17 protein-coding genes are annotated in these 19,839 nt (G+C 57.6%); 6 read left to right on the top strand and 11 right to left on the bottom strand.

The genetic code is table 11. The annotated features are described in order from the left end of the window. Positions 1-29 precede the first annotated feature (29 nt). From AC2TEM_RS03230 to metG, 3 genes are all read right to left on the bottom strand, one after another. The gene (locus AC2TEM_RS03230) at positions 30-3,167 is read right to left on the bottom strand and encodes an efflux RND transporter permease subunit (protein ID WP_170421212.1); all 3,138 of its coding nucleotides are present in this window, start codon (positions 3,165-3,167) and stop codon (positions 30-32) included. After that, complete coding sequence (locus AC2TEM_RS03225) at positions 3,167-4,348, bottom strand: efflux RND transporter periplasmic adaptor subunit (RefSeq protein WP_170393332.1); 1,182 nt, start codon at positions 4,346-4,348, stop codon at positions 3,167-3,169. The genes AC2TEM_RS03230 and AC2TEM_RS03225 overlap by 1 nt, the downstream gene beginning before the upstream one ends. A 291-nt stretch (positions 4,349-4,639) precedes the next feature. Further along, a complete protein-coding gene (gene metG / locus AC2TEM_RS03220; protein ID WP_170421216.1) occupies positions 4,640-6,358 on the bottom strand; it encodes a methionine--tRNA ligase in 1,719 nt (572 codons plus the stop codon). Positions 6,359-6,568: 210 nt separating this feature from the next. Here metG and AC2TEM_RS03215 point away from each other — a divergent pair, with 210 nt between their 5' ends. The 3 genes from AC2TEM_RS03215 to AC2TEM_RS03205 all read left to right on the top strand — a co-directional run bounded on the left by AC2TEM_RS03215 (position 6,569) and on the right by AC2TEM_RS03205 (position 10,127). After that, positions 6,569-7,495, top strand: a complete 927-nt coding sequence (locus AC2TEM_RS03215) for a hypothetical protein (protein WP_170421218.1) — start codon at positions 6,569-6,571, stop codon at positions 7,493-7,495. 206 nt (positions 7,496-7,701) lie between these two features. Beyond that, a complete protein-coding gene (locus AC2TEM_RS03210; RefSeq protein ID WP_170393710.1) occupies positions 7,702-8,418 on the top strand; it encodes an OB-fold-containig protein in 717 nt (238 codons plus the stop codon). Between the two features lie 35 nt (positions 8,419-8,453). Continuing rightward, the gene (locus AC2TEM_RS03205; RefSeq protein ID WP_170421220.1) at positions 8,454-10,127 is read left to right on the top strand and encodes a flotillin domain-containing protein; all 1,674 of its coding nucleotides are present in this window, start codon (positions 8,454-8,456) and stop codon (positions 10,125-10,127) included. 31 nt (positions 10,128-10,158) lie between these two features. Here the strand turns inward: AC2TEM_RS03205 and AC2TEM_RS03200 are convergent, their stop codons facing one another. The 7 genes from AC2TEM_RS03200 to AC2TEM_RS03170 form a co-directional block, all read right to left on the bottom strand. Next, positions 10,159-11,382: an MFS transporter gene (locus tag AC2TEM_RS03200; protein ID WP_170421222.1), complete on the bottom strand. Its 1,224-nt coding sequence runs from the start codon at positions 11,380-11,382 to the stop codon at positions 10,159-10,161. Positions 11,383-11,463: 81 nt separating this feature from the next. Beyond that, the gene (locus AC2TEM_RS03195) at positions 11,464-12,060 is read right to left on the bottom strand and encodes a YceI family protein (protein WP_170608848.1); all 597 of its coding nucleotides are present in this window, start codon (positions 12,058-12,060) and stop codon (positions 11,464-11,466) included. Further along, a complete protein-coding gene (locus tag AC2TEM_RS03190) occupies positions 12,057-13,271 on the bottom strand; it encodes an MFS transporter (RefSeq protein WP_170421226.1) in 1,215 nt (404 codons plus the stop codon). Before AC2TEM_RS03190 ends, AC2TEM_RS03195 begins: the two co-directional genes overlap by 4 nt. Positions 13,272-13,314: 43 nt before the next feature. Next, positions 13,315-13,941 carry a hypothetical protein gene (locus AC2TEM_RS03185; RefSeq protein WP_170421228.1) on the bottom strand — a complete coding sequence of 209 codons (627 nt, stop codon included), beginning with the start codon at positions 13,939-13,941 and terminating at the stop codon, positions 13,315-13,317. A gap of 49 nt (positions 13,942-13,990) precedes the next feature. Next, positions 13,991-14,572 carry a TIGR02281 family clan AA aspartic protease gene (locus AC2TEM_RS03180; RefSeq protein ID WP_170421230.1) on the bottom strand — a complete coding sequence of 194 codons (582 nt, stop codon included), beginning with the start codon at positions 14,570-14,572 and terminating at the stop codon, positions 13,991-13,993. Positions 14,573-14,613: 41 nt separating this feature from the next. Then, positions 14,614-15,234, bottom strand: coding sequence for a MarC family protein (locus AC2TEM_RS03175; protein WP_170393323.1), 621 nt, complete (start codon positions 15,232-15,234; stop codon positions 14,614-14,616). Then, entirely contained in the window at positions 15,231-17,084 is a 1,854-nt protein-coding gene (locus AC2TEM_RS03170) for an ABC-F family ATP-binding cassette domain-containing protein (protein ID WP_170421231.1), read from the bottom strand. The genes AC2TEM_RS03175 and AC2TEM_RS03170 overlap by 4 nt, the downstream gene beginning before the upstream one ends. Before the next feature lie 105 nt (positions 17,085-17,189). Between AC2TEM_RS03170 and AC2TEM_RS03165 the strand changes: the two genes are divergently transcribed. The 3 genes from AC2TEM_RS03165 to rpiB all read left to right on the top strand — a co-directional run bounded on the left by AC2TEM_RS03165 (position 17,190) and on the right by rpiB (position 19,487). After that, positions 17,190-18,392: a multidrug effflux MFS transporter gene (locus AC2TEM_RS03165; RefSeq protein WP_170405251.1), complete on the top strand. Its 1,203-nt coding sequence runs from the start codon at positions 17,190-17,192 to the stop codon at positions 18,390-18,392. A gap of 104 nt (positions 18,393-18,496) precedes the next feature. Next, a complete protein-coding gene (gene ndk / locus AC2TEM_RS03160; protein ID WP_008757405.1) occupies positions 18,497-18,919 on the top strand; it encodes a nucleoside-diphosphate kinase in 423 nt (140 codons plus the stop codon). 118 nt (positions 18,920-19,037) lie between these two features. Further along, the gene (gene rpiB / locus AC2TEM_RS03155) at positions 19,038-19,487 is read left to right on the top strand and encodes a ribose 5-phosphate isomerase B (protein WP_170393320.1); all 450 of its coding nucleotides are present in this window, start codon (positions 19,038-19,040) and stop codon (positions 19,485-19,487) included. Here the strand turns inward: rpiB and AC2TEM_RS03150 are convergent. After that, positions 19,484-19,831 carry a TfoX/Sxy family protein gene (locus tag AC2TEM_RS03150; protein ID WP_170393319.1) on the bottom strand — a complete coding sequence of 116 codons (348 nt, stop codon included), beginning with the start codon at positions 19,829-19,831 and terminating at the stop codon, positions 19,484-19,486. The two genes, rpiB and AC2TEM_RS03150, sit on opposite strands and share 4 nt — an antisense overlap. Positions 19,832-19,839 lie beyond the last annotated feature (8 nt).

The raw sequence follows: 19,839 nt of genomic DNA, 5'->3' as shown, positions 1-19,839 counted from the left end.
CGGGGCGTATTTCGATTTCAATGCCGGCCCTACGCAGCTTCCTCTGACGGTTCCGGATCGTTCTTGCTGCCTTTGACCCACTCGCGCAGGCTCTGCATCACGGCGTAGAGCACGGGAACCAGAATGACCCCGAACAGCGTCGCAGCCAGCATGCCGCCGAACACGGCGACGCCGATGGCCTTCTGGCTGGCAGCTCCGGCCCCGTTCGCGGCCAGCAGGGGAACCACGCCCAAAAGGAAGGACAGGGCGGTCATCATCACAGCGCGGAAACGCTGATATGCGGCTTCGGCCGCGGCCTCCTTGATTGACAGCCCATTGGCCCTTTGCTCCATCGCGAATTCGACGATCAGAATCCCGTTCTTTGACGCAAGCCCGACAAGCATGATCATCCCGATCTGCGTGTAGAGGTTGATGTCGCTGCCAACGATCGCCACCGCTGCGACGGCACCGAACAAGGCCACGGTCACCGACATTAGGATCGAAACGGGCATCGTCCAACTTTCATATTGGCCGACAAGGAACAGGTACCCAAACAGGATCGCCAACCCAAGGATCACCACGACCAGGCCGCCCGAGGCCAGCTGCTGCTGCGCCGTTCCGGTCCATTCATAGGCATAGCCGGGGGGCAGGGCGGTCGCCGACTCCTCGGTCATGACATTGATGGCGTCCCCGGTGGAGAGCCCCGGTGCTGGAACCGCTGTCACAGTGGCCGAGCGGAACAGGTTATGCCGCTTCAGCAGGACCGGACCCAGCACGTTCTCGATATCGATCAGCGTGCCAAGCGGTACCATCTCACCTTTGGTGGAACGTACATAAAGCTCTGAGATATCATCGACCTTATTCCGGTATGACCCTTCGGCCTGGATCATCACGCGGTAGACACGACCAAACAGGTTGAAGTCATTCACGTAATACGAGCCAAGCTGCGCCTGCATGGTCTGGAAAATCTCGGCCACCGAGACTTGCAGGGTTTTGGCCTTTTCCCGATCCAGATCGACAAACAATTGCGGCACGTTCGCGCGGAAGGTGGTGTAGGCCTGCGCGATCTCAGGACGCTGGTTTGCGGCATAGACATACGACCCAACGGCCGAGGCCAGATCCTGCGGCGAGCCGCCACCGGTCTGCTGCACCTCCATCTCTACCCCTGCGGACATACCAAGGCCCTGAATGGGTGGCGGGTTGAACGCAACAATTGACGCCGCAGATTCACCATATGCAATCGCCAGAACCTGGTTCAGGATCGCATCCGCACTGAGCTCGGGTTCCTGCCGCTCTTCCCAGTTGGTCAGGTTGACAAAGATGGCTGCGCCATTGGTAGTGGTCCCGTTCAACAGCGAGAACCCATTGACCAGAACGGTACTGGATACGCCGGAAATCTGTTGAATCTGTTCATCGATCCGCGCAGAAACCGCCTCGGTCCGTTCAAGCGTCGCCGCATCGGGAAGCTGGATATCGACGAACAGATATCCGTTGTCTTCCAGCGGAATGAACCCTTTGGACGTGTTGCCCATAATGGTCCCGGTGCCTGCCGCGAAGGCCGCGATGATCCCAAGCGAAATGACCGGCAGGATCAGTAGCTTCCGCACAATGGCGACATAGCCGCTGCGCATGCCGCCGATAAATCCCTCGAACACGGCCAGCAGCCCCTTGGGCGGTCCTGAACGCGCCCGCAGCACCAACCCGCAAAGGGCCGGTGAAAGCGTCAGAGCGTTGATCGACGAGATCACAACAGCGGTCGAGATCGTGACGGCAAACTGCGAATACAATCGCCCGGATATGCCGGGCATGAACGTCACCGGCACGAACACGGCCAGCAGTACCAACGTGGTTGCGATCACGGGGCCGGTGATCTGGCCCATGGCTTTGCGGGTCGCTTCGGCAGGGGATAGGCCTTCGTCGGCGATGATACGCTCGACGTTTTCCACCACAACGATGGCGTCATCTACAACGATCCCGATGGCCAGCACCAATGCGAACAGCGAGATCGTGTTCAGCGACATGCCAAAGGCCAGCAAGAATGCAAATGTCCCGATCAATGAAACCGGAATGGCCACCGCTGGAATGATCGTCGCCCGCCAACTGCCAAGGAAGATGAACACAACTGTGATCACCAATATGAATGTCAGGATGAGGGTCGAGACCACGTCATTGAGCGACTGTTCCACGAAGTCAGTCGTATTGAATGGAACATCGTATTCGACATCCGTGGGAAAGGACCGTGACAGGCGCTCAAGTTCGGCCTCAACACGTTCGGACACCGCAAGGGCGTTTGCGCCGGGGGCCTGATAGATGCCGATAACGGTCGCAGGAACGCTTTCGAAATAGCCCGAGGCGGAATAAAACTGCGCCCCTAACTCGACGCGCGCAATGTCTTTGACGCGCACAATCGCACCGGCTTCGCCTGTACGGATTACAATATCTCCGAATTCATCGGCCGAGGTCAGGCGGCCTTTGGTCTTGATCGTATACTGAAAGGTCTGCCCTTCAGGTACAGGCGGTGACCCGATTGAGCCCGCAGAGACCTCGATATTCTGTTCGCGGATGGCATTGATCACATCACCCGGAGTGATTGACAGCGCGGCCATCTTGTCCGGATCCATCCAGATCCGCATGGCGTATTCCAGATTGGTCAGAACATCCGCTTTACCCACGCCCTGAACCCGCGCCAGAGCGTCTTTCAGGTTGATTGAGGCATAGTTCGAAAGAAACACACTATCATAGGTGCCATTCGGTGATGTCAGCGTGACCAGCAACAGCATGTTGGTTGACGCTTTTTGCGTGACAACACCGGATGAAGTCACTTCGGACGGCAGCGATGCCATCGCCTGTGCCACACGGTTCTGTACGTTGACCGAGGCGATATCGGGGTCGGTGCCCACCTCGAACGTAACGTTCAACGAATACGAGCCGTTATCCGATGAGGTCGACGTCATGTAGATCATGTCGTCCACACCGTTGACCTGCGCCTCGATCGGGGCGGCCACGGTGTTTTCCACGGTTTCGGCATTTGCACCTGTATAGGTGGCCGTTACGCTGACCACCGGCGGCGTGATATCGGGAAACTGCGCAACCGGCAGAACCAGATAACCGATCCCGCCCAAAATGGTCAGGACCAGCGAAATGACAAGCGCCAGCTTGGGCCGGCTGATAAACAGGGCTGAGAACATCAGTTATTCTCCGGCTGCTCGGACGCGACGACTGCATCAACGGCGACGCCGGGGCGCACGCGTTGCAGGCCTTCGACGATGACGCTTTCGCCTTCGCGCAGGCCATCTGTGACGATAATCGCCGAGTCCACGGTATCTCCGGTTGTGATGTAGCGCTGTTCAACCATCTGCTTGTCATTGACGACCAGAACGAATTCGCCGCGCTGATCACGCTGCAGCGCTGCTTGAGGGATCAATACCTGCAGCGTCGGCTCAAGCGCTTCGATCTGAACGTTCACGAAGGCACCATCAACGAGCAGACGCTTGGCATTGTCGAATTGAGCCGTGATCGTAATGGCGCCGGTCAGCGGATCAATGCGGTTGTCGACAAAAATGATTTCGCCGGTTTCATCCAGCTCAGTACCGTTCGGCAGAGTCACATGAACATTCGGGCTTTGGCTGCTTTCAGCTAGCGTGGCCGGGTCTTCACCAAATTGTTCAAGAACCGACGTGAACTGCTTCTCATTCAACGAAAAATTCACATAGATGGGGGCTTCGCTGACCAGGGTGACAAGCGGCGGATTGTTGGGGCCCACAACATCACCGACACTGGTTTCCACGCGGCCGATGCGGCCCGAAAACGGGGCGTGGATCTGTGTGTAGCTCAGATCAAGCTCGGCCTGTTGGATCGCTGCATTGGCGGCTTTGACCTCGGCCTCGGCGACCAGTTCATTGGCTCGGGCAATGTCACGTTCTGATTCCGGTGTAGCGTCGCGCTTGTACAGCTCTTCCTTGCGGGCGAGATCGACTTTGGCCAGTTCAAGGTTTGCCTGCGCCCGATCCAGATCGGCTTTACGTGCCTCAAGCGTGGCTTCGTAAAGATCCGGTTCGATCGTGAACAGCAGGTCATCCTCATTCACCGGAGAGCCATCGTCGACGTTCTGGCTGTCCAGGAAACCACTGACGCGCGCGATAATATCGACCTTGTCGATTGCCTCGGCCCGTCCAATGAAGGTGGCCTGATCGGTGATCTCTTCGGTATAAGCTGCGGCGATCGACACCTTGGGCGCAGGGGCATCGCCCTGATCCTGCGCGACCGCTATCTGGGGCAGGCTGGAACATGCAAACAAAGCGGCAGAAACGCCGAGTGCCCTGAAATAGCCGCGTGGGCGGAGTGCTGGCTTCTTAAATGCAAGGGACATGTTGGCGCCTCGTTCAAAGTAAAGTTTGCACAACCGGGCAACAGAAACCCCCGGATGAGTCGATTGATTTTATAGGCAGGATGGCGGGTTTGACGCGGTTTCTCAAGCGTGTTGAGGTAATGCGTTGGCAAGAATCGACCCGAAATTTCTTTCCAGTCTGCAGACTTAGCCTGCATCCGCAGGCGTTTACCTGCCCGATGACAATAGGGGCGGGCGAATTTTCTCTGCCAAAAACCAGCAGCGGAGAGGCTTCAGGGCTCCGCTGCGGCATTCATAAATCGAATTTTGTTGTTATTCACGCGTTCCCGCAAACCGATTCTGCCAGTCCTCGCGCTGTTCGTCCGTGATTTTGGCAAACAGCACGTCGGGAACCGAAAATTCATGGCCAGCGGGCAGGGCGCGCAGCGCGGCATCGACATCTTCGGGCCAGCTGGTATCGAGTGTGTTCATCGCACTAAGCATTTTTGCAGACGCATCCGGAATGAACGGCGCGCTCAGAACTGCATAGAGGCGGATCAGGTTCAGCCCCAGCCGCACCTGCGCCGCAGCCTGCGCAGGATCTTCCTTAAAGGTTGACCATGGTGCGGCAGCCTGCAGATACTCGTTGCCCGCGACCCAGATCGCACGCAGCTCTTGCGCGGATTTGCGCACTTCCATCGCTTCCATGTGGCCTTCGTAGGCACGTACTCGGCTAGTAAGCTCAGCAATCAGGGTCTGTTCACGTTCGCCATACGCACCACCTTCGGGCACTGCTTCACCGAATTTCGAGCGGCAGAACTTAGTGATCCGGCTGACAAAGTTACCCAGAACATCCGCAAGATCTTTGTTTACCGACTGCTGGAAGTTCTCCCATGTGAACTCGCTGTCGCTGCTTTCTGGCGCATGGCTCAACAGCCACCAGCGCCAGTAATCGGCGGGCAGAATGTCCAGCGCCTGATCCATGAACACTCCACGGCCCTGTGAGGTCGAGAATTGGCCACCGTCATAGTTCAGGTAGTTGAATGATTTCAGGTGGTCGACCATCTTCCAGGGCTCGCCCGATCCCAGAATGGTGGCCGGGAAAGACAGGGTGTGGAAGGGCACATTGTCCTTGCCCATGAACTGAACGTAACGCACATCTTCTGCGCCTTTGTCGGTGCGCCACCAACGTTCCCAATCGGCATCAGACTTACCATTGGCGTCGGCCCATTCCTTGGCGCAGGCGAGGTATTCAATGGGGGCATCGAACCAGACATAGAAGACTTTGCCTTCCATGCCGGGCCAATCTTGATCACCTTTCTTGACTGGTACACCCCAATCCAGATCGCGGGTAATGCCGCGATCCTGCAGGCCGTCGCCATCATGCAACCATTTCTTGGCGATCGAGGTTGTCAGGATCGGCCAGTCTGTCTTGCTGTCAATCCACGCGTCCAACTGATCTTTCATTGCGGATTGACGCAAATACAGGTGCTTGGTCTCACGCACCTCAAGATCGGTCGAGCCGCTGATCGCGCTGCGGGGCTCGATCAGGTCGGTCGGGTCTAGCTGCTTGGTACAATTTTCGCACTGGTCGCCGCGCGCGCGCTCATAACCGCAATTGGGGCAAGTGCCTTCGATATAGCGGTCGGGCAGAAAACGGCCATCGGCGTTGGAATAAACCTGCTTTTCGCTGACTTCCCGGATCAGCCCGGCTTCATCCAGTTTGCCAGCGAAATGCTGGGTCAATTTACGGTTCTGATCGCTGGACGAGCGGCCAAAGTGATCAAAGCTCAGGCCAAAGCGCTTGGCGATATCGGCCTGTACTGCGTACATGTCAGCGCAATATTCAGCCACAGGTTTGCCCGCTTTGGCGGCGGCCAGCTCGGCCGGGGTGCCGTGCTCGTCGGTTGCACACAGGAACATGACCTCATTGCCCCGGCCGCGCTGATAGCGAGCGTACAGATCGGCAGGCAATTGCGAGCCGATCAGGTTGCCGAGATGTTTGATCCCGTTAATGTAAGGGATCGCCGAGGTGATGAGAATTCGGGCCATAATGCGCTTCCACGTATCTGTCTGCGCGCCCGTCTACCTTATGTGGCCAGTAAGCAAAAGCCCGCATTCATACCCGCTTGAATTTAACGGGTATTACTACGCGACTTCGTGCATTCCCGGGAGTTTGTGTCGCGTTCGTCAGCGATTTCGCCCCGTGCGTACCAATGGTGTATGATGATCAGGAGAACCCAGCTTAGGGGGAATTTCATTATGCAGAGTTTATGGATGGGCTGCTGTGCCGCCGTTGCAGCTATTGTATTTACCGCCAGCGCCATCGCCGACCAGAGCGCCACAGATGATCCGGTGCATGCTTTTGACCACGCTATGCTCTCGATCTTTCACCGAGGCCAGGATGCGCTGACGGCTGAAACCCGGCCCGTCATGATTATCGCACGTGATGTCACAGTCATGACCGAAGACGGAGAGGCGAGGTATCCAAGGGATGCGCCAACCTATCAACATCTGAAGTCCACGTCGCATGTTGTGTTGGGATTGATCGGGGCGGTGACTCCATGGCCTGATGATAATACCGATGATGAGCGCTGGAAGGCGGAGTTTGCAACTATCATCAATGAGATAGATGTATTTCTTGCGACATTGGGCGAACTGGGCATGACCGAGGGCGACTTGGCGAGCCAGCGCAAAATGCTCGAAACAGCCCGGGCATTTGCTCAAGGTGCACTCGACAAGGATCAGATCACACGTGAAGCGGTTTCGCAGGTGATCAACGACATGCGGCCCATCTGGGCAGAGAATATGGAGAAATCTGCACGTGCGGAGTTGAACGCACTTCATACCGCCGTGTCCGATGCACGCGCAGCCATAAGCGAAGAGGAGTGGGCCAAGATGTATGTGGTGCATCACGGCGGCTCCAGCGTCAAAGACGTCAATGTCGTGCTATTGTACCTACAGCGCGTGATGCCGGAAAAGGTTGCTGCCGGGCAGGTTCTGTTCGCTGAGAACGCACACGGGAACGACGCGTTGGCTGGATACGCCGGATACGTTCGAATGCAGAGGCATGTTGGTGCATGGGTGTTCGGAGACCCTGAACGGATGCGGGTTGACCTGCTGGGATATGAGGCGGGATCAATCCTGGATGAAATGATCCCGGCACCACCGCCAAAGCCCACCGATTAGAGAATTACTCCAGCAGGTGTGAACAGGTAATACGTTTCGCACGGGCGAAAGAAATTGAGCTTAATGTCATGGTTGCAGATTGTAACTGACATTTGGATGTAAATAACCTCAGGTTGAAACACAGAATCACAACCTCTTGAAATTGTAGCAATGACTTCCCATTTGTAGTGTATACAAAAGTATACAATAACGAGGGCAATCTGCTGATGTTTGACTTTTTACTAGAGGGCGCATTTGTGCCCTTTACCTTGGCGCTTGCGCTTCTGTTCGGTCTTCTGGGCCTTGAACTGATCGCATTGGTTTTCGGGGGAAGTCTTCTGGCAGGCGAGGGCGAGGTTGATCTGGACATGGTCGACGCGCCCGATCTGGACGTCGTCGACTTTGATCTGGATATCGACGCCGACATCGATCTGAGTGACTTGGAACTGGCCGAAATTGAAACCGATGTGCCTGCGGCTACGCCCGTCGGCCCGTTTGGCTGGTTGGGCATTGGCAAGATGCCATTCATGATCTGGCTCGTTGTGCTGCTGGCTGGTTTCGGCCTGAGTGGCATAGGCCTGCAACTGGCGCTGCGTGATCTGCTGGGCTTTGACTTACCTGCATGGTTGGCCGCGATTCCGGCCGGAGTATTCGGCCTATGGTTCGCACGTGGCTTTGGTGGTGTCTTCGCTCGCCTCCTGCCCAAAACCGAAACCGAAGCGATGTCGGAACGGATGCTGGCCCGCCGCCGTGGCGTGATCACTCAGGGTATCGCATCGCGAGGCCGTCCAGCCGAAGTCCGCGTCATGGATCGCTTTGGCAACACGCACTACCTGCGCGCAGAGCCGTTGCAGGACAAAGATGCGCTGGAGCAGGGAACAGAGGTCCTTGTTCTGCGTGATCGACGGCGCGACCGGTTCGTTCTGGTTCGCATGTCAGTTTAACCAAAAAATCTTAACCCCAATCCGGAGGATATTGCATGGAACTATCATTCCTGGCCGTTACAGTTGTGACTATTTTAGCCGTACTCTTGTTCATAGGCCTTGTACTTGGCCGCCTTTATCGACGCGCCACGCGCGAGATCAGCCTGGTGAAAACCGGCGCGGGTGGCAAAAAGGTCATTATGGATGGCGGCGTCATCATCGTACCGTTGCTGCACGAAGTCAGCCCGGTCAACATGAAGACTCTGCGCCTTGAGGTGCAGCGCAGCGGTGAGGCCGCGCTCATCACCAAAGACCGGATGCGTGTCGACGTGGGTGTCGAATTCTACGTCTCGGTGATGGCGACTGAAGAGGGCATCGCACGCGCCGCGCAAACGCTGGGTGATCGCACCTTTGACGTCGAGCAACTACGTGAGATGATCGAAGGCAAGCTGATCGACGGTCTGCGCGCTGTGGCCGCTCAGATGACCATGGACGGTCTGCATGAAAACCGCGCCGACTTTGTGCAAGAGGTGCAGAATGCGGTGTCCGAGGACCTGCTTAAGAACGGTCTTTCGCTGGAGTCCGTCTCGCTGACCGCGCTGGACCAGACCCCGTTCGAGGCTCTGGACGAGAATAACGCCTTTAACGCCGTGGGTATGCGTAAGCTGGCCGAGGTGATCGCCATATCCAAAAAAGAACGCGCGCAGATCGACGCCGAGGCCGAGGTTGAGGTGCGTCGTGCGGCGATGGAAGCGGAGCGTCAGAAGTTGCTGATCGAACAGGACGAACAGCAGGCGCGCATCGAGCAGGCGCAGAAGGTGGAAACTCTTCGTGTGGCGCAAGAGGCGGAGATCGCTGCGCGAACTGAAGACTCGGTACGCGAAACCGAACGCGCCCGGATTGCCCGTGAAGAGGCCATTCGTTCCGCCGAGATTGAGCGCGAGCGCAAGATCCGCGATGCCGAGATCGCCAAAGAGCGTGAGATCGAAGTCGCGGAACAGGAACGCCAGATCATCATCGCGCAGAAATCCGAAGAGGAAAGCCGCGCACGCGCATCCGCCGATCTGGCTCGAGCCGAGGCGACCAAAGCAACCGAAGCCGTGGCTACGGCGCGCGAAGTGGCCGAGGCCGAGCGCCAGAAGCAGATTGTTCTGATTGAAGCCTCCCGTGAGGCCGAACGTCAGGCCACCGCGATCCGTTTGTCAGCGCAGGCCGAGAAAGAGGCCGCCGCAGATCGCGCCGAAGCCCGCCGCGAGGAAGCGCAGGCCGAAGCAGACGCGTTGAACATTCGCGCCGAGGCCAAGAAGAACGACATGCTGGCCGAGGCGGAAGGTAAGCGTGCGATCGTAGAGGCCGACAATGCCCTGTCACCTGAGCAGATCCGGATGAAGGTCGACTTGACCCGCATTGAAACCATGCCCTCGATCATCTCGGAAATGGTCAAACCGGCCGAAAAAATCGACTCGATCAAAATCCATCAGGTTGGTGGGATCGGAGCTGCCAATGGTGGTGGTGTTTCAAGCGGTGAAAAGCCGGTTGTCAATCAGGCGTTGGATTCGATCATGGGAATGGCCGTGCAGATGCCAGCGCTCAAGAAACTGGGCGAAGAGCTTGGCTTGTCCATGGAGAACGGCGTCGGGGGCGTGGTGAACGGTGCGCTTGAGAGCACCGTGGATCCAGATGAGGTGGTCGACGTGGTCGAGGGCCATGGGCCAGCGGTCCAGCAGTAAAACAGAAGGGCCGGGATTTCCCGGCCCTTTTTCATTGCTTTTCGCGAGAACCCTTGAGCAGCCTGCCGATGGTAAAGGATGTGCGCGGAGCATAGACATAATTCGTCCGTTTCTCGGGCGTCGGGCGCGAGCGCATACGGGCGAGGCCAAAAACAATAAGAAACACATGACCCAATGCAACAAAAGCAAACAGGGCTCCAGGGCCGAATTGCTGGATCAACGTGGATGAGATGTAGGGCGATGCAATCGCCCCCAGCGCGTACCAGAACATCAAGGCCGCTGCCAATTCAACGCGTTGTTCGGTCGTGGCAAAATCATTCGCATGCGCCGAGGAAACCGAGAAAATCGGAAACGTGGTCAGGCCAAAGAACCCGGCGGCCAGCATAACGCCGACCGTTCCAGTTCCGCTAGCCAACATCGTGACACCGCAGCTTAGCACCGCTGCCACGGATAGCCAGATCAGCACCCAGCGTCGATCATACTTGTCTGCGAGCCAACCCAAGGGGTACTGGGCCAGTGCGCCGCCCAGAACGAAAGAGGCCAGAAAGAATGCAATCTGATCTACGCCCAGTCCGACCTCCTGACCGTATACCGGGCCGACCATGCGAAATGATGCCGAGCTAAGCGCAGCCACGATAACGCCCGCCACAGCCAGTGGTGAGCTGTGCCAGGCCAGCTTGGGACGCAGGCGCGGGGTGTCCGGTGTCTTGGGTTGGCTGGCGCGAGTTAGGGCCAGCGGCAAGATCGATGCACAGCATAGGATCGCAAGCAGGTTGTATGAAACGTAAGAGGCGGGTGGCAGAACAGCAATGATAAGCTGTGCACAAAGCGAGGCCCCCATATCGGCGATACGGTAGGTACCCATCGCGCGCCCACGGGTTTCGTTGGTGACCTTGGCGTTCAGCCAAGCCTCGATCACGGTGTAACAACCGGCGACACAAGTGCCCGACGCGATACGCAGCGCGGCCCAGACATAAGGGTTTTCAGTCAGCGTATGCCCCAGCAAACCCATCGCGCCCAAAGCGGTGCAGACCGCAAATGCGCGCGAGTGCCCGACGCTGCCCATAAGCCGCGGAGCCCACCAGCAACCAACAAAGAACCCAATGAAGTGCGATGACCCCAGCAGACCGATCTGTTCGGTCGAAAAATCAAGCGTCAGCCCCGAGATTGCATCCAGCGGACCAACACCGCCCGTTGAGAGCTGCAGCAGAATGACCGAAAGAAAGAGGGCGGCAAATGAAATGATCGTACGCATGATAGGTGCAACTTGACCTTGTCGCCACGAAATGCGCGCGCCTAATCGACGCCCTGACGTCGTTTTTTGCCTTTTTTGTGGTTAATCCTGCCGGATGATTTCGGCGTGGATGTCCAGGCCGATCGTGGGTTGTACAAGATCAGGATATCCAGACGCGCCAAACTCATTTCGATTGATCGCCCCCTGTAGCCGGATGGACAGGGTGTCCAAATCATCCACCGCGCTTCCCGGTCTCCGATACAGATTGGCGCTCAAAGTCACCGGACGCGTGATACCGCGCACTGTCAGATCGCCGGTCACGGTTGCACCTTCCGAGATACGGCCAGTGGGTCCCAGCTGAATCTTAGTCGTGATGAAACGGATGGTGGGGTATTGGGCAGCGTTCAACACACTTTTTCCCAACATCGGACCTCGGGCAAATGGTAGGTTCGTCCGCGCACGGGCCACGTCCAGCACGACATCGACCCGGCTGTTTTGCAAGCGATTGGTATCAATCAGAATTTGGGCCGACTGTACTGGTATCGTGCCCGTCTGAAGCGCGCCGGACAAATCATAGGTGAAGCCAACGGAACTGCGCGATGCTGCCAGCGCATATGGGGTGAGGGCGGCCATCGCTGCCCGTGCCATTGGTAACGCGCAAAGGCTTGCAATCAGGCTGCGTCGGGTAAGGTTCCTCATGCCATTGCCGTGCGACCGCGCGGGCGCGAGCGTTTCATGAGCATCAGCACGATTGCGATGTTCAGCCCGTTCCAAAGGATGCCATTGATGAAAGCAAGCTGATAGCTGCCAGTCACGTCATAGATCCAGCCCGACATCCAACCACCCAGAGCCATGCCGAGGATAGTCATCATCATGACAAAACCCACGCGCGCACCGGCCTCTTGCGGGGGCATATATTCGCGTACAATCAGCGCGTAGCTGGGGACGATACCACCCTGGGCCAGCCCGAATAGCATGCTGACGACATAAAGCGAAACCATCCCATCATAAGGGAGAAACAGGAACAGTGCGATACATTGTAGGACCGAGCCGATCAGCAGTGTTGAAAGCCCTCCCAACCGGTCCGCGACAAGCCCCGAGATGATGCGGCTAACCACGCCGCCCAACAGCATCAGAGACAGCATCTCGGCACCAACGGCCGGGCCATAGCCCAAGCCCACACAATAGGAGACAATATGGACCTGGGGCATCGACATGGCCACGCAGCAGCCGATGCCAGCCAGCCCAAGGATGTACTGCAGGGCGCGGGGTGAAAAGCCGACGCTTTGTGCTTTGACCTGTGCTGCCGCCGCTGCCGTGCCGTGCGCCTCGATGGGGACCTGTCTGCGCAAAAGCAGGGACAGAGGAATGACGGCGACCAGGGTGATGACGGCGAGACTCAGATAAACCTGCTGCCACCCGTCGCGCTGCAGAATGCCCGACAGCAGCGTGGGCCAGATCGCGCCCGACAGGTAGTTGCCACTGGCCACCAGTGCCACGGCAATCCCTCGCCTGCGCATGAACCAATGCGAGATATCGGCGATCAGCGGTCCAAATCCGATTGACGTGCCGAGCCCCAGCAGAAGATGCGCAACCGACAGCAGCGCAATATTCGGCGCAAGGGTTGCCAGCAGATAGCTTACCGCACTCAGCACAGCGGCGCCGATCAACGCCATTGTCACGCCCAGTCGGTCCACCAGCTTGCCTAGCCACATGTTGCCGAAGGCAAAGCCGATCATGGCGAGCGTATAGGGCATCGACGCTGCGGCTCGGTCTGCGCCAAACTCGGCCTCGATGGCGGGCATGACGACGATCACAGCCCACATGCCCACATTGACCACGGTTGCGATGGCCAGGGTGATCAGCAGGCGAAGCCAGGAATATCGGCTGTCATGGATCGGGTGTGTCATGCCGGCACGCTAGGGGGCAAGTCCGGTTTTGGCCAGTCACAAGTTATGTGATCATCGGGGCGTCTTCGGATTTGATCTGCTTTAGCTGCAGTCCGGAATGAGGAGCGGCCCGCGTCACGTGCCAACTGGCCGGGGGCAGGGCGCGGGCGCGGCGGCGGGTCAGACACCAACTGCAGGCCTCGTCCCGATAGGTGGGCGCCATATGCCAGCGCGTCTCAATCCCCTGTGCGCCACCATCGTCAGGCGTCAGCAATAGCCCCAGCGGAGCCTGTCCCGATATGCCGCCCTGTTCGGCAGCCAGATGCATCCGCCGGACCGGGGTCAGACCCGGCGGGCCGGGCAAATCGCCAATGACCAACGGGGCGGCACCGCTGCGCAAGGCTTCTTCCATGCACCACAACAGGTCTTCGGGTTTGTCAGGGCGGATCAGCAGAAACCGGGACGGATCGGCAAAAGGCAGCATGCCCTCGGGATGCAGCTGCGCCACCTCCCAAGCCGGGGCAATCCACATCACTGGCCCTTGAGTCTGCCCCGCCACCCACAGAGCAAAGCTACGCCGGGCAGGGCCGCAGGCTTCGTGTACACGGGCCAGTTGCAGACTGATCTGTGGGTGCAGGGCCACCCCGGGTGGGGTGCGCGCGGGCTTGCGGCCAAGAAGATTGGTGGACATGCTGATCAAATTAGCATGTTCTCATTTTGTTCTCAATTGGGGAATGCGGTCAACGCGACAGGATTAGACGCCCATCTGCGAACTGGATGTTCGAAAAGCGGTGCAGATACGCCATCCCTAGCAAGGATTGACCCAGATCGCCTTCATTGACCGAGGCCAGGATACCGCGATCGGTGATGGGACCCAAAGACAGGCTGTCCAGCCGAACCGGCGCCGTACGCACAATGCCATTGGCCGTCGAGGCGCGGCCGAGATAGTTCAATTGATCCGTATCGATTCCAATTCGTTCGGCATCTTTCGGGCTGATGACGATATTGCTGGCCCCGGTATCGACCAGAAAGGTCACCGCTGTGCCATTCACCAGCATTGGTAAATAGTAGTGTCCATCATAAGAGCGGGGCACTTCAATCCGCTGATCAGTTACGGTCAGTTGCTGGGTCGGGCTGACGGTTGAACGGATGTCATCCCACAATCCGACAACGGCAATGACACCGATAAAGATAAACACCCAAGCCGCGACCTGCTGCATGGTTTTGCCCAAAGACTGACGGTTCTGAGTGATAAACCACATCAACAGGGCCGCACCCAGCAAAACCAGATAGGTCAATCGCCCAATATCGTAGCCGTCCATTCAATCACCCGAAATCAGTTTTCTCATACCAATATGGTGTTTCAAGAGGCGAAACCAAAGGCTTTGAGGCCATCAAGAATGAACTGAACCGACAGTGCAGCCAGCAGCATACCCAGCAGCCGTGTCAGCACGTTCAGCCCGGTCTTACCAAGAATACGGGCGATCATGCCTCCGGCCAGAAAGAACACAAATACAACCAACATGACGGCAAGCATAACAGCGCAGGCCGCTGCGATCCCAGGGACGCCCGGGTTTTGTCCGGCCAAAAGAATGATTGTTGCGATCGATCCAGGGCCCGCGATTAGGGGTATGGCCAGGGGGAACACCGAAGGGTCAGAATGATCTTCTTCCTCGGCGCGGTCCTCGCGGCGTTTGGTACGGCGGTCGAACAGCATGTCCAGCGCAGTCAGAAACAAAAGCGCGCCACCTGCAACGCGGAAGGCTTCCATCGAGATGCCGACGAATCCAAGAACCGCTTCACCAAAAGCGGCAAAGGCGATCAGGATGAAAACCGCGGTCAGGCAGCTGCGAATGGCAATCTTACGGCGTGTGGCCGCATCCATGTCCTGCGTCAAGGCAACGAAAATTGGCGTGGTTCCGAAAGGGTCGATCACCACAAACATCGTGGTGAAAGCCGTTATGAAAAAGGCCATGTCGATCATGCTGCGCTCTCTGCCTGTTCCAACCGTTCTGCGGCGGCGACCCATAGGGCTTCAGCCTTTTGCATGGCTTCGACCACCTCGGCGAATTTGCGGTTCCAGGTTTCCAGATCGTTGATCCGGTCATCTTCATAAAGCGCCGGATCGGCCAGCTTGGCAGAAAGCTTGTTGTGCATATTGGTCAGTTTCTCGACCCGGTCTTCGCATTTGCGCAGATCCGCACGCAGGGCCAATACGGTCTCGCGTGACGCACGTTTGGGTTTGGGCGCCTGTAGTTTATCTTTGACCGGTTTCTCGCGGGCCAGCAAAAGAGCGCGATAGGCCTCAAGATCGCCATCGAATGGCTTCACGGTGCCATCCGAGACCAGCCATAGCCGATCAGCGACAAGCGACAGTAGATGCATGTCGTGGCTGACCAAGATGACCGCGCCGGAATAGGCAGTCAGCGCTTCGACCAACGCTTCGCGGCTTTCGATGTCCAGATGGTTCGTCGGTTCGTCGAGGATCAGCATATGCGGCGCGTCGATGGTGGCGATCAGTAGCGACAAGCGCGCCTTTTGTCCGCCCGACAGGCGACCGACCAGCGTTTCTGCCTGATCCGCGTTCAATCCGAACCCCGCCAGACGCGAGCGCCACTTGCCGGGTGCTTCATTTGGGCGTAGGCGGCGCAGGTGATCCAATGGTGTTTCGTCAACATGCAGCTCATCCACCTGATGCTGCGCGAAATAGCCGATGCGCAGCTTGGAGCTTCGGGTCATTTTACCTGCCATCAGGGGTAGGCGGTCAGATAGCAGTTTTGAAAGGGTTGACTTGCCCTGACCATTCTTGCCCAGCAGAGCGATGCGATCATCCTGATCAATACGCAGGTTCAGTCGTCGCAGAACCTCGGTATCACCATAACCGGTCACGCCTCCTTCAAGCTGAATGATCGGTGGCGACAGCTCTTCTGGCTCGGGGAATGAAAAGGCGCGCAAAGCCGCCTCTTGTGGAGTTGAAACCAGTTGGATGCGCTCGATCATCTTCAAACGAGACTGGGCCTGTACGGCCTTTGACGCCTTATAGCGGAAACGATCCACGAAACTTTGCAGATGTGCGATGCGGGCCTTGGCCTTGGCGTTTTCCGACTCTGCTTGTGCCAGACGTTCAGCGCGACGTTCGGCAAACTTGTCGTAGGGAACCGCGTAATATGTCAGCTTGCGATCTTCGAGATGCAGAATTGATCCGACGGCGCGGTTCAACAACCCCCGGTCGTGGCTGATGATGATGACGGTGTGAGGGTATTTGGCCAGATAGCTTTCAAGCCACAACGCGCCTTCTAGGTCCAGATAGTTGGTCGGTTCGTCCAACAGCAACAGGTCAGGCTGCGAAAACAGTACGGCCGCCAGCGCCACCCTCATGCGCCATCCGCCCGAGAAATCCGAACAGGGTTTCAGCTGATCCTCATCGTCAAAGCCCAGTCCTTTGAGGATCGAGGCTGCCCGAGCCTCAGCCGACCAAGCATCAATATCAGCCAGCCGTGTCTGGATTTCAGCAATGCGGTCCGGATCTATTGCGCTGTCTGCTTCGGCCATCAATGTGCTGCGTTCCACATCCGCGGCCAGAACCGTGTTGATCAGCGAGACATCCGAGGACGGCACTTCCTGCGCCACGCCCCCGATCCGCGCGCGTTTTGGCAGGGATATATTGCCTGATTCCAGCGACAGCTCGCCCCGGATCAACCGAAAGAGCGTCGTCTTTCCGGTACCATTGCGCCCGACAAGGCCGACCTTGTGGCCATCGGGAATGGTCGCACTGGCCCCGTCGAACAGAGGACGGCCTTCAACGGCGTATGTGATGTTATCGATCCGTAGCATGAGGCGCTCTTATCAGAGCATCCAAGACGCCGCCAGAGGTCACCATGTTCAAGCCAGAAGCAATGTGTTAGCGCTGTTCCGGTTCGTCTTCCAAACGGTTTCGATATGCGTGCGGCTCAATCTCCTCCGACCCTGATAACTCTGATCTTTGCAACGGCGCTCTCGGTTCTGACACTGAACATGTTCCTGCCGTCGCTGGCGCATATGAGCGAAGATTTCGGCGTGGATTATGGCCTGATGAACGTGGCCGTCGCAGGGTACCTATTTGTCTCGGCGGTCTTGCAGTTGATCGTCGGGCCGCTGTCGGATCGCTACGGGCGAAGACCTGTCTTGTTGATCGCGATGGTCATATTTGTCGCCGCATCAATCGGTTGCGTCTTAGCCGAGTCAATCTGGGTTTTCCTTTCGTTTCGGATGATTCAGGCGGCGGTGGTGGCCGGGCCGGTGCTGTCGAGTGCTTCGATCCGCGACCGATATCCACCAAACGAGGCCGCCAGCAAGCTGGGTTATGTCGCAATGGCCATGGCACTGGCACCGATGCTTGGGCCAATGCTAGGCGGCGCGCTGGATATGCTTTTTGGTTGGCGGGCCGGGTTCGTGCTGTATTCGCTGCTTGGGGCAGGGGTGCTGTTGCTGCTTTGGGCTGACATGGGTGAAACCAACACCAACCGCTCGTCGACTTTCGCGGCGCAGATGCGGGAATACCCGCATTTGTTCCGCGCGCGTAGGTTCTGGGGTTACGCCTTATGCGCCGCGTTCTCCATCGGCGGTTTTTTTAGTTTTATCACCGGCGCGCCATTGGTCGCCGCAGCCTGGTTCGACCTGAGCCCAGCAATGCTGGGTCTGGGCATCGGTATCATCACGGGCGGGTTTATGGTCGGCAACTTTGTTACAGGGCGCATCGCAAAGCGTACCCAGCTGACGACAATGATCTTGTTCGGTCGGGTCGTGGCCTCGGTTGGGCCATTTTGCGGGCTGCTGCTGTTCATCGGCAATATGGGCTCGGTCTGGGTGTTTTTTGGATCCGCCATCTGCGTTGGTTTCGGAAATGGTTTGACCAATGCAAATGCCTCGGCCGGGGTGATGTCGGTACGTCCGAAACTGGCCGGCAGTGCGGCTGGATTATCAGGCGCCTTGATCGTGGCATTGGGGGCTGTCTTGACCATGATGACCGGGACGTTTGTAAGCCCTGAAAACGGGCCATATCTGGTGCTGAGTATGATGTGCGGCAGCAGCTTTGCTGGTCTTTTGGCAGTGCTCTATGTCCGCCGGTTGGATCGTACCGACCCACTGCCCGAGGCGATCTGAGTGATAAACGATCATAACGCTTTTCATGAGACAAATACCATGTTAGGCGGCGCGCGATGGATTTCGGCGCGGGTATCGCGCCCTTAAGTCAAGGAGAGGCCAATATGGCACTGGAACGCACATTCTCGATCATCAAACCCGATGCAACCCGCCGCAACCTGACTGGCAAGATCAATGCCAAGTTCGAAGAAGCTGGCCTACGCATCGTCGCGCAAAAGCGCATTCACATGACCAAAGCTCAAGCTGGCAAGTTCTATGACGTGCACGCCGAGCGTCCGTTCTATGACGAACTGTGCGAATTCATGTCGTCGGCCCCCGTTGTTGTTCAGGTTCTCGAGGGCGAAGGCGCCATTGCAAAGAACCGCGAAGTCATGGGCGCAACCAACCCTGCAGACGCAGCACCTGGCACCATCCGCGCCGAGTTCGCTGAATCGGTCGGTGAAAACTCGGTCCACGGTTCGGACGCACCGGAAACTGCCGCGGTTGAGATCGCCTACTTCTTCTCGGGCATCGAACTGGTCGGCTAATCGGCCGTCAGATCACAGCTTTAGGCCGTACCCCCTATCGGGTGCGGCCTTTCTTATGAGGGCAGGGCTCAAGAGTGTTTGTCCGCATTGCTTTAGTCGACAGGAGCGAAATGCCGTCATGAGCACAAACAAACGCATTGTTCTTTCCAGTGATCACGCTGCAATCGACCTCAGGCAGGCTATCTCTGCTTACGTTGAAGCCCAAGGTTGGGAGGCCGTAGATATCGGCCCGACCACATCGGAAAGCACTCATTATCCCGAACACGGAGCTGCTGCAGCGCGCCTTGTGGCTTCGGGTGATTGTCGCTTTGGTATCATCTTGTGTGGCACCGGTCAGGGTATCATGATGGCGGCGAACAAAATCAACGGCGTCAGATGTGGCGTTTGCAGTGATGTCTTTTCGGCCCAGATGATCCGTCAGCACAATGACGCAAACATGCTCTCGCTGGGGGCGCGGATTCTCGATGAAAAGCAAGCACTGGAAATCACGGCTGCTTTCCTGACATCCGAATTCGAAGGTGGTCGCCACGCAATGCGGGTCGACATGATCGAGGCTCTCGAAGCCTAGTCTGCCGACAAATCCTTGGCTGATATTCGCACGCCCAAAGCATCAAGATCGGCAATCATCTGATGCTTTGGCGTTATGCTGACTCCGGCTTTGATCGCATCGAACCGTTCGCGCAAGGCCTTCTTTTCCTCGCCCTTGCAGTCATTCCAGGGACGGCCTTGCAAGCCCATGACCAGCACATAATAACCGATGAAATGAGGGCGCGTTCCGGCCTGTAGCAGGCGCGTATAAGCCTCGTCTGCTCCCAACGCTCGCAATTCCTGAGCTGTCATAATGCCCGCACGCGCGCAGGCTTGCTCGAATGCCGGGCCAAGATTGCGGATGGAGGATATCGGATCAGACATGCCTTGTC

Source organism: Ruegeria sp. HKCCD3925 (assembly GCF_057221175.1).
The sequence above is the reverse complement of the archived record's forward strand: the minus strand, read 5'-3'. Positions and strand labels throughout refer to the sequence as shown.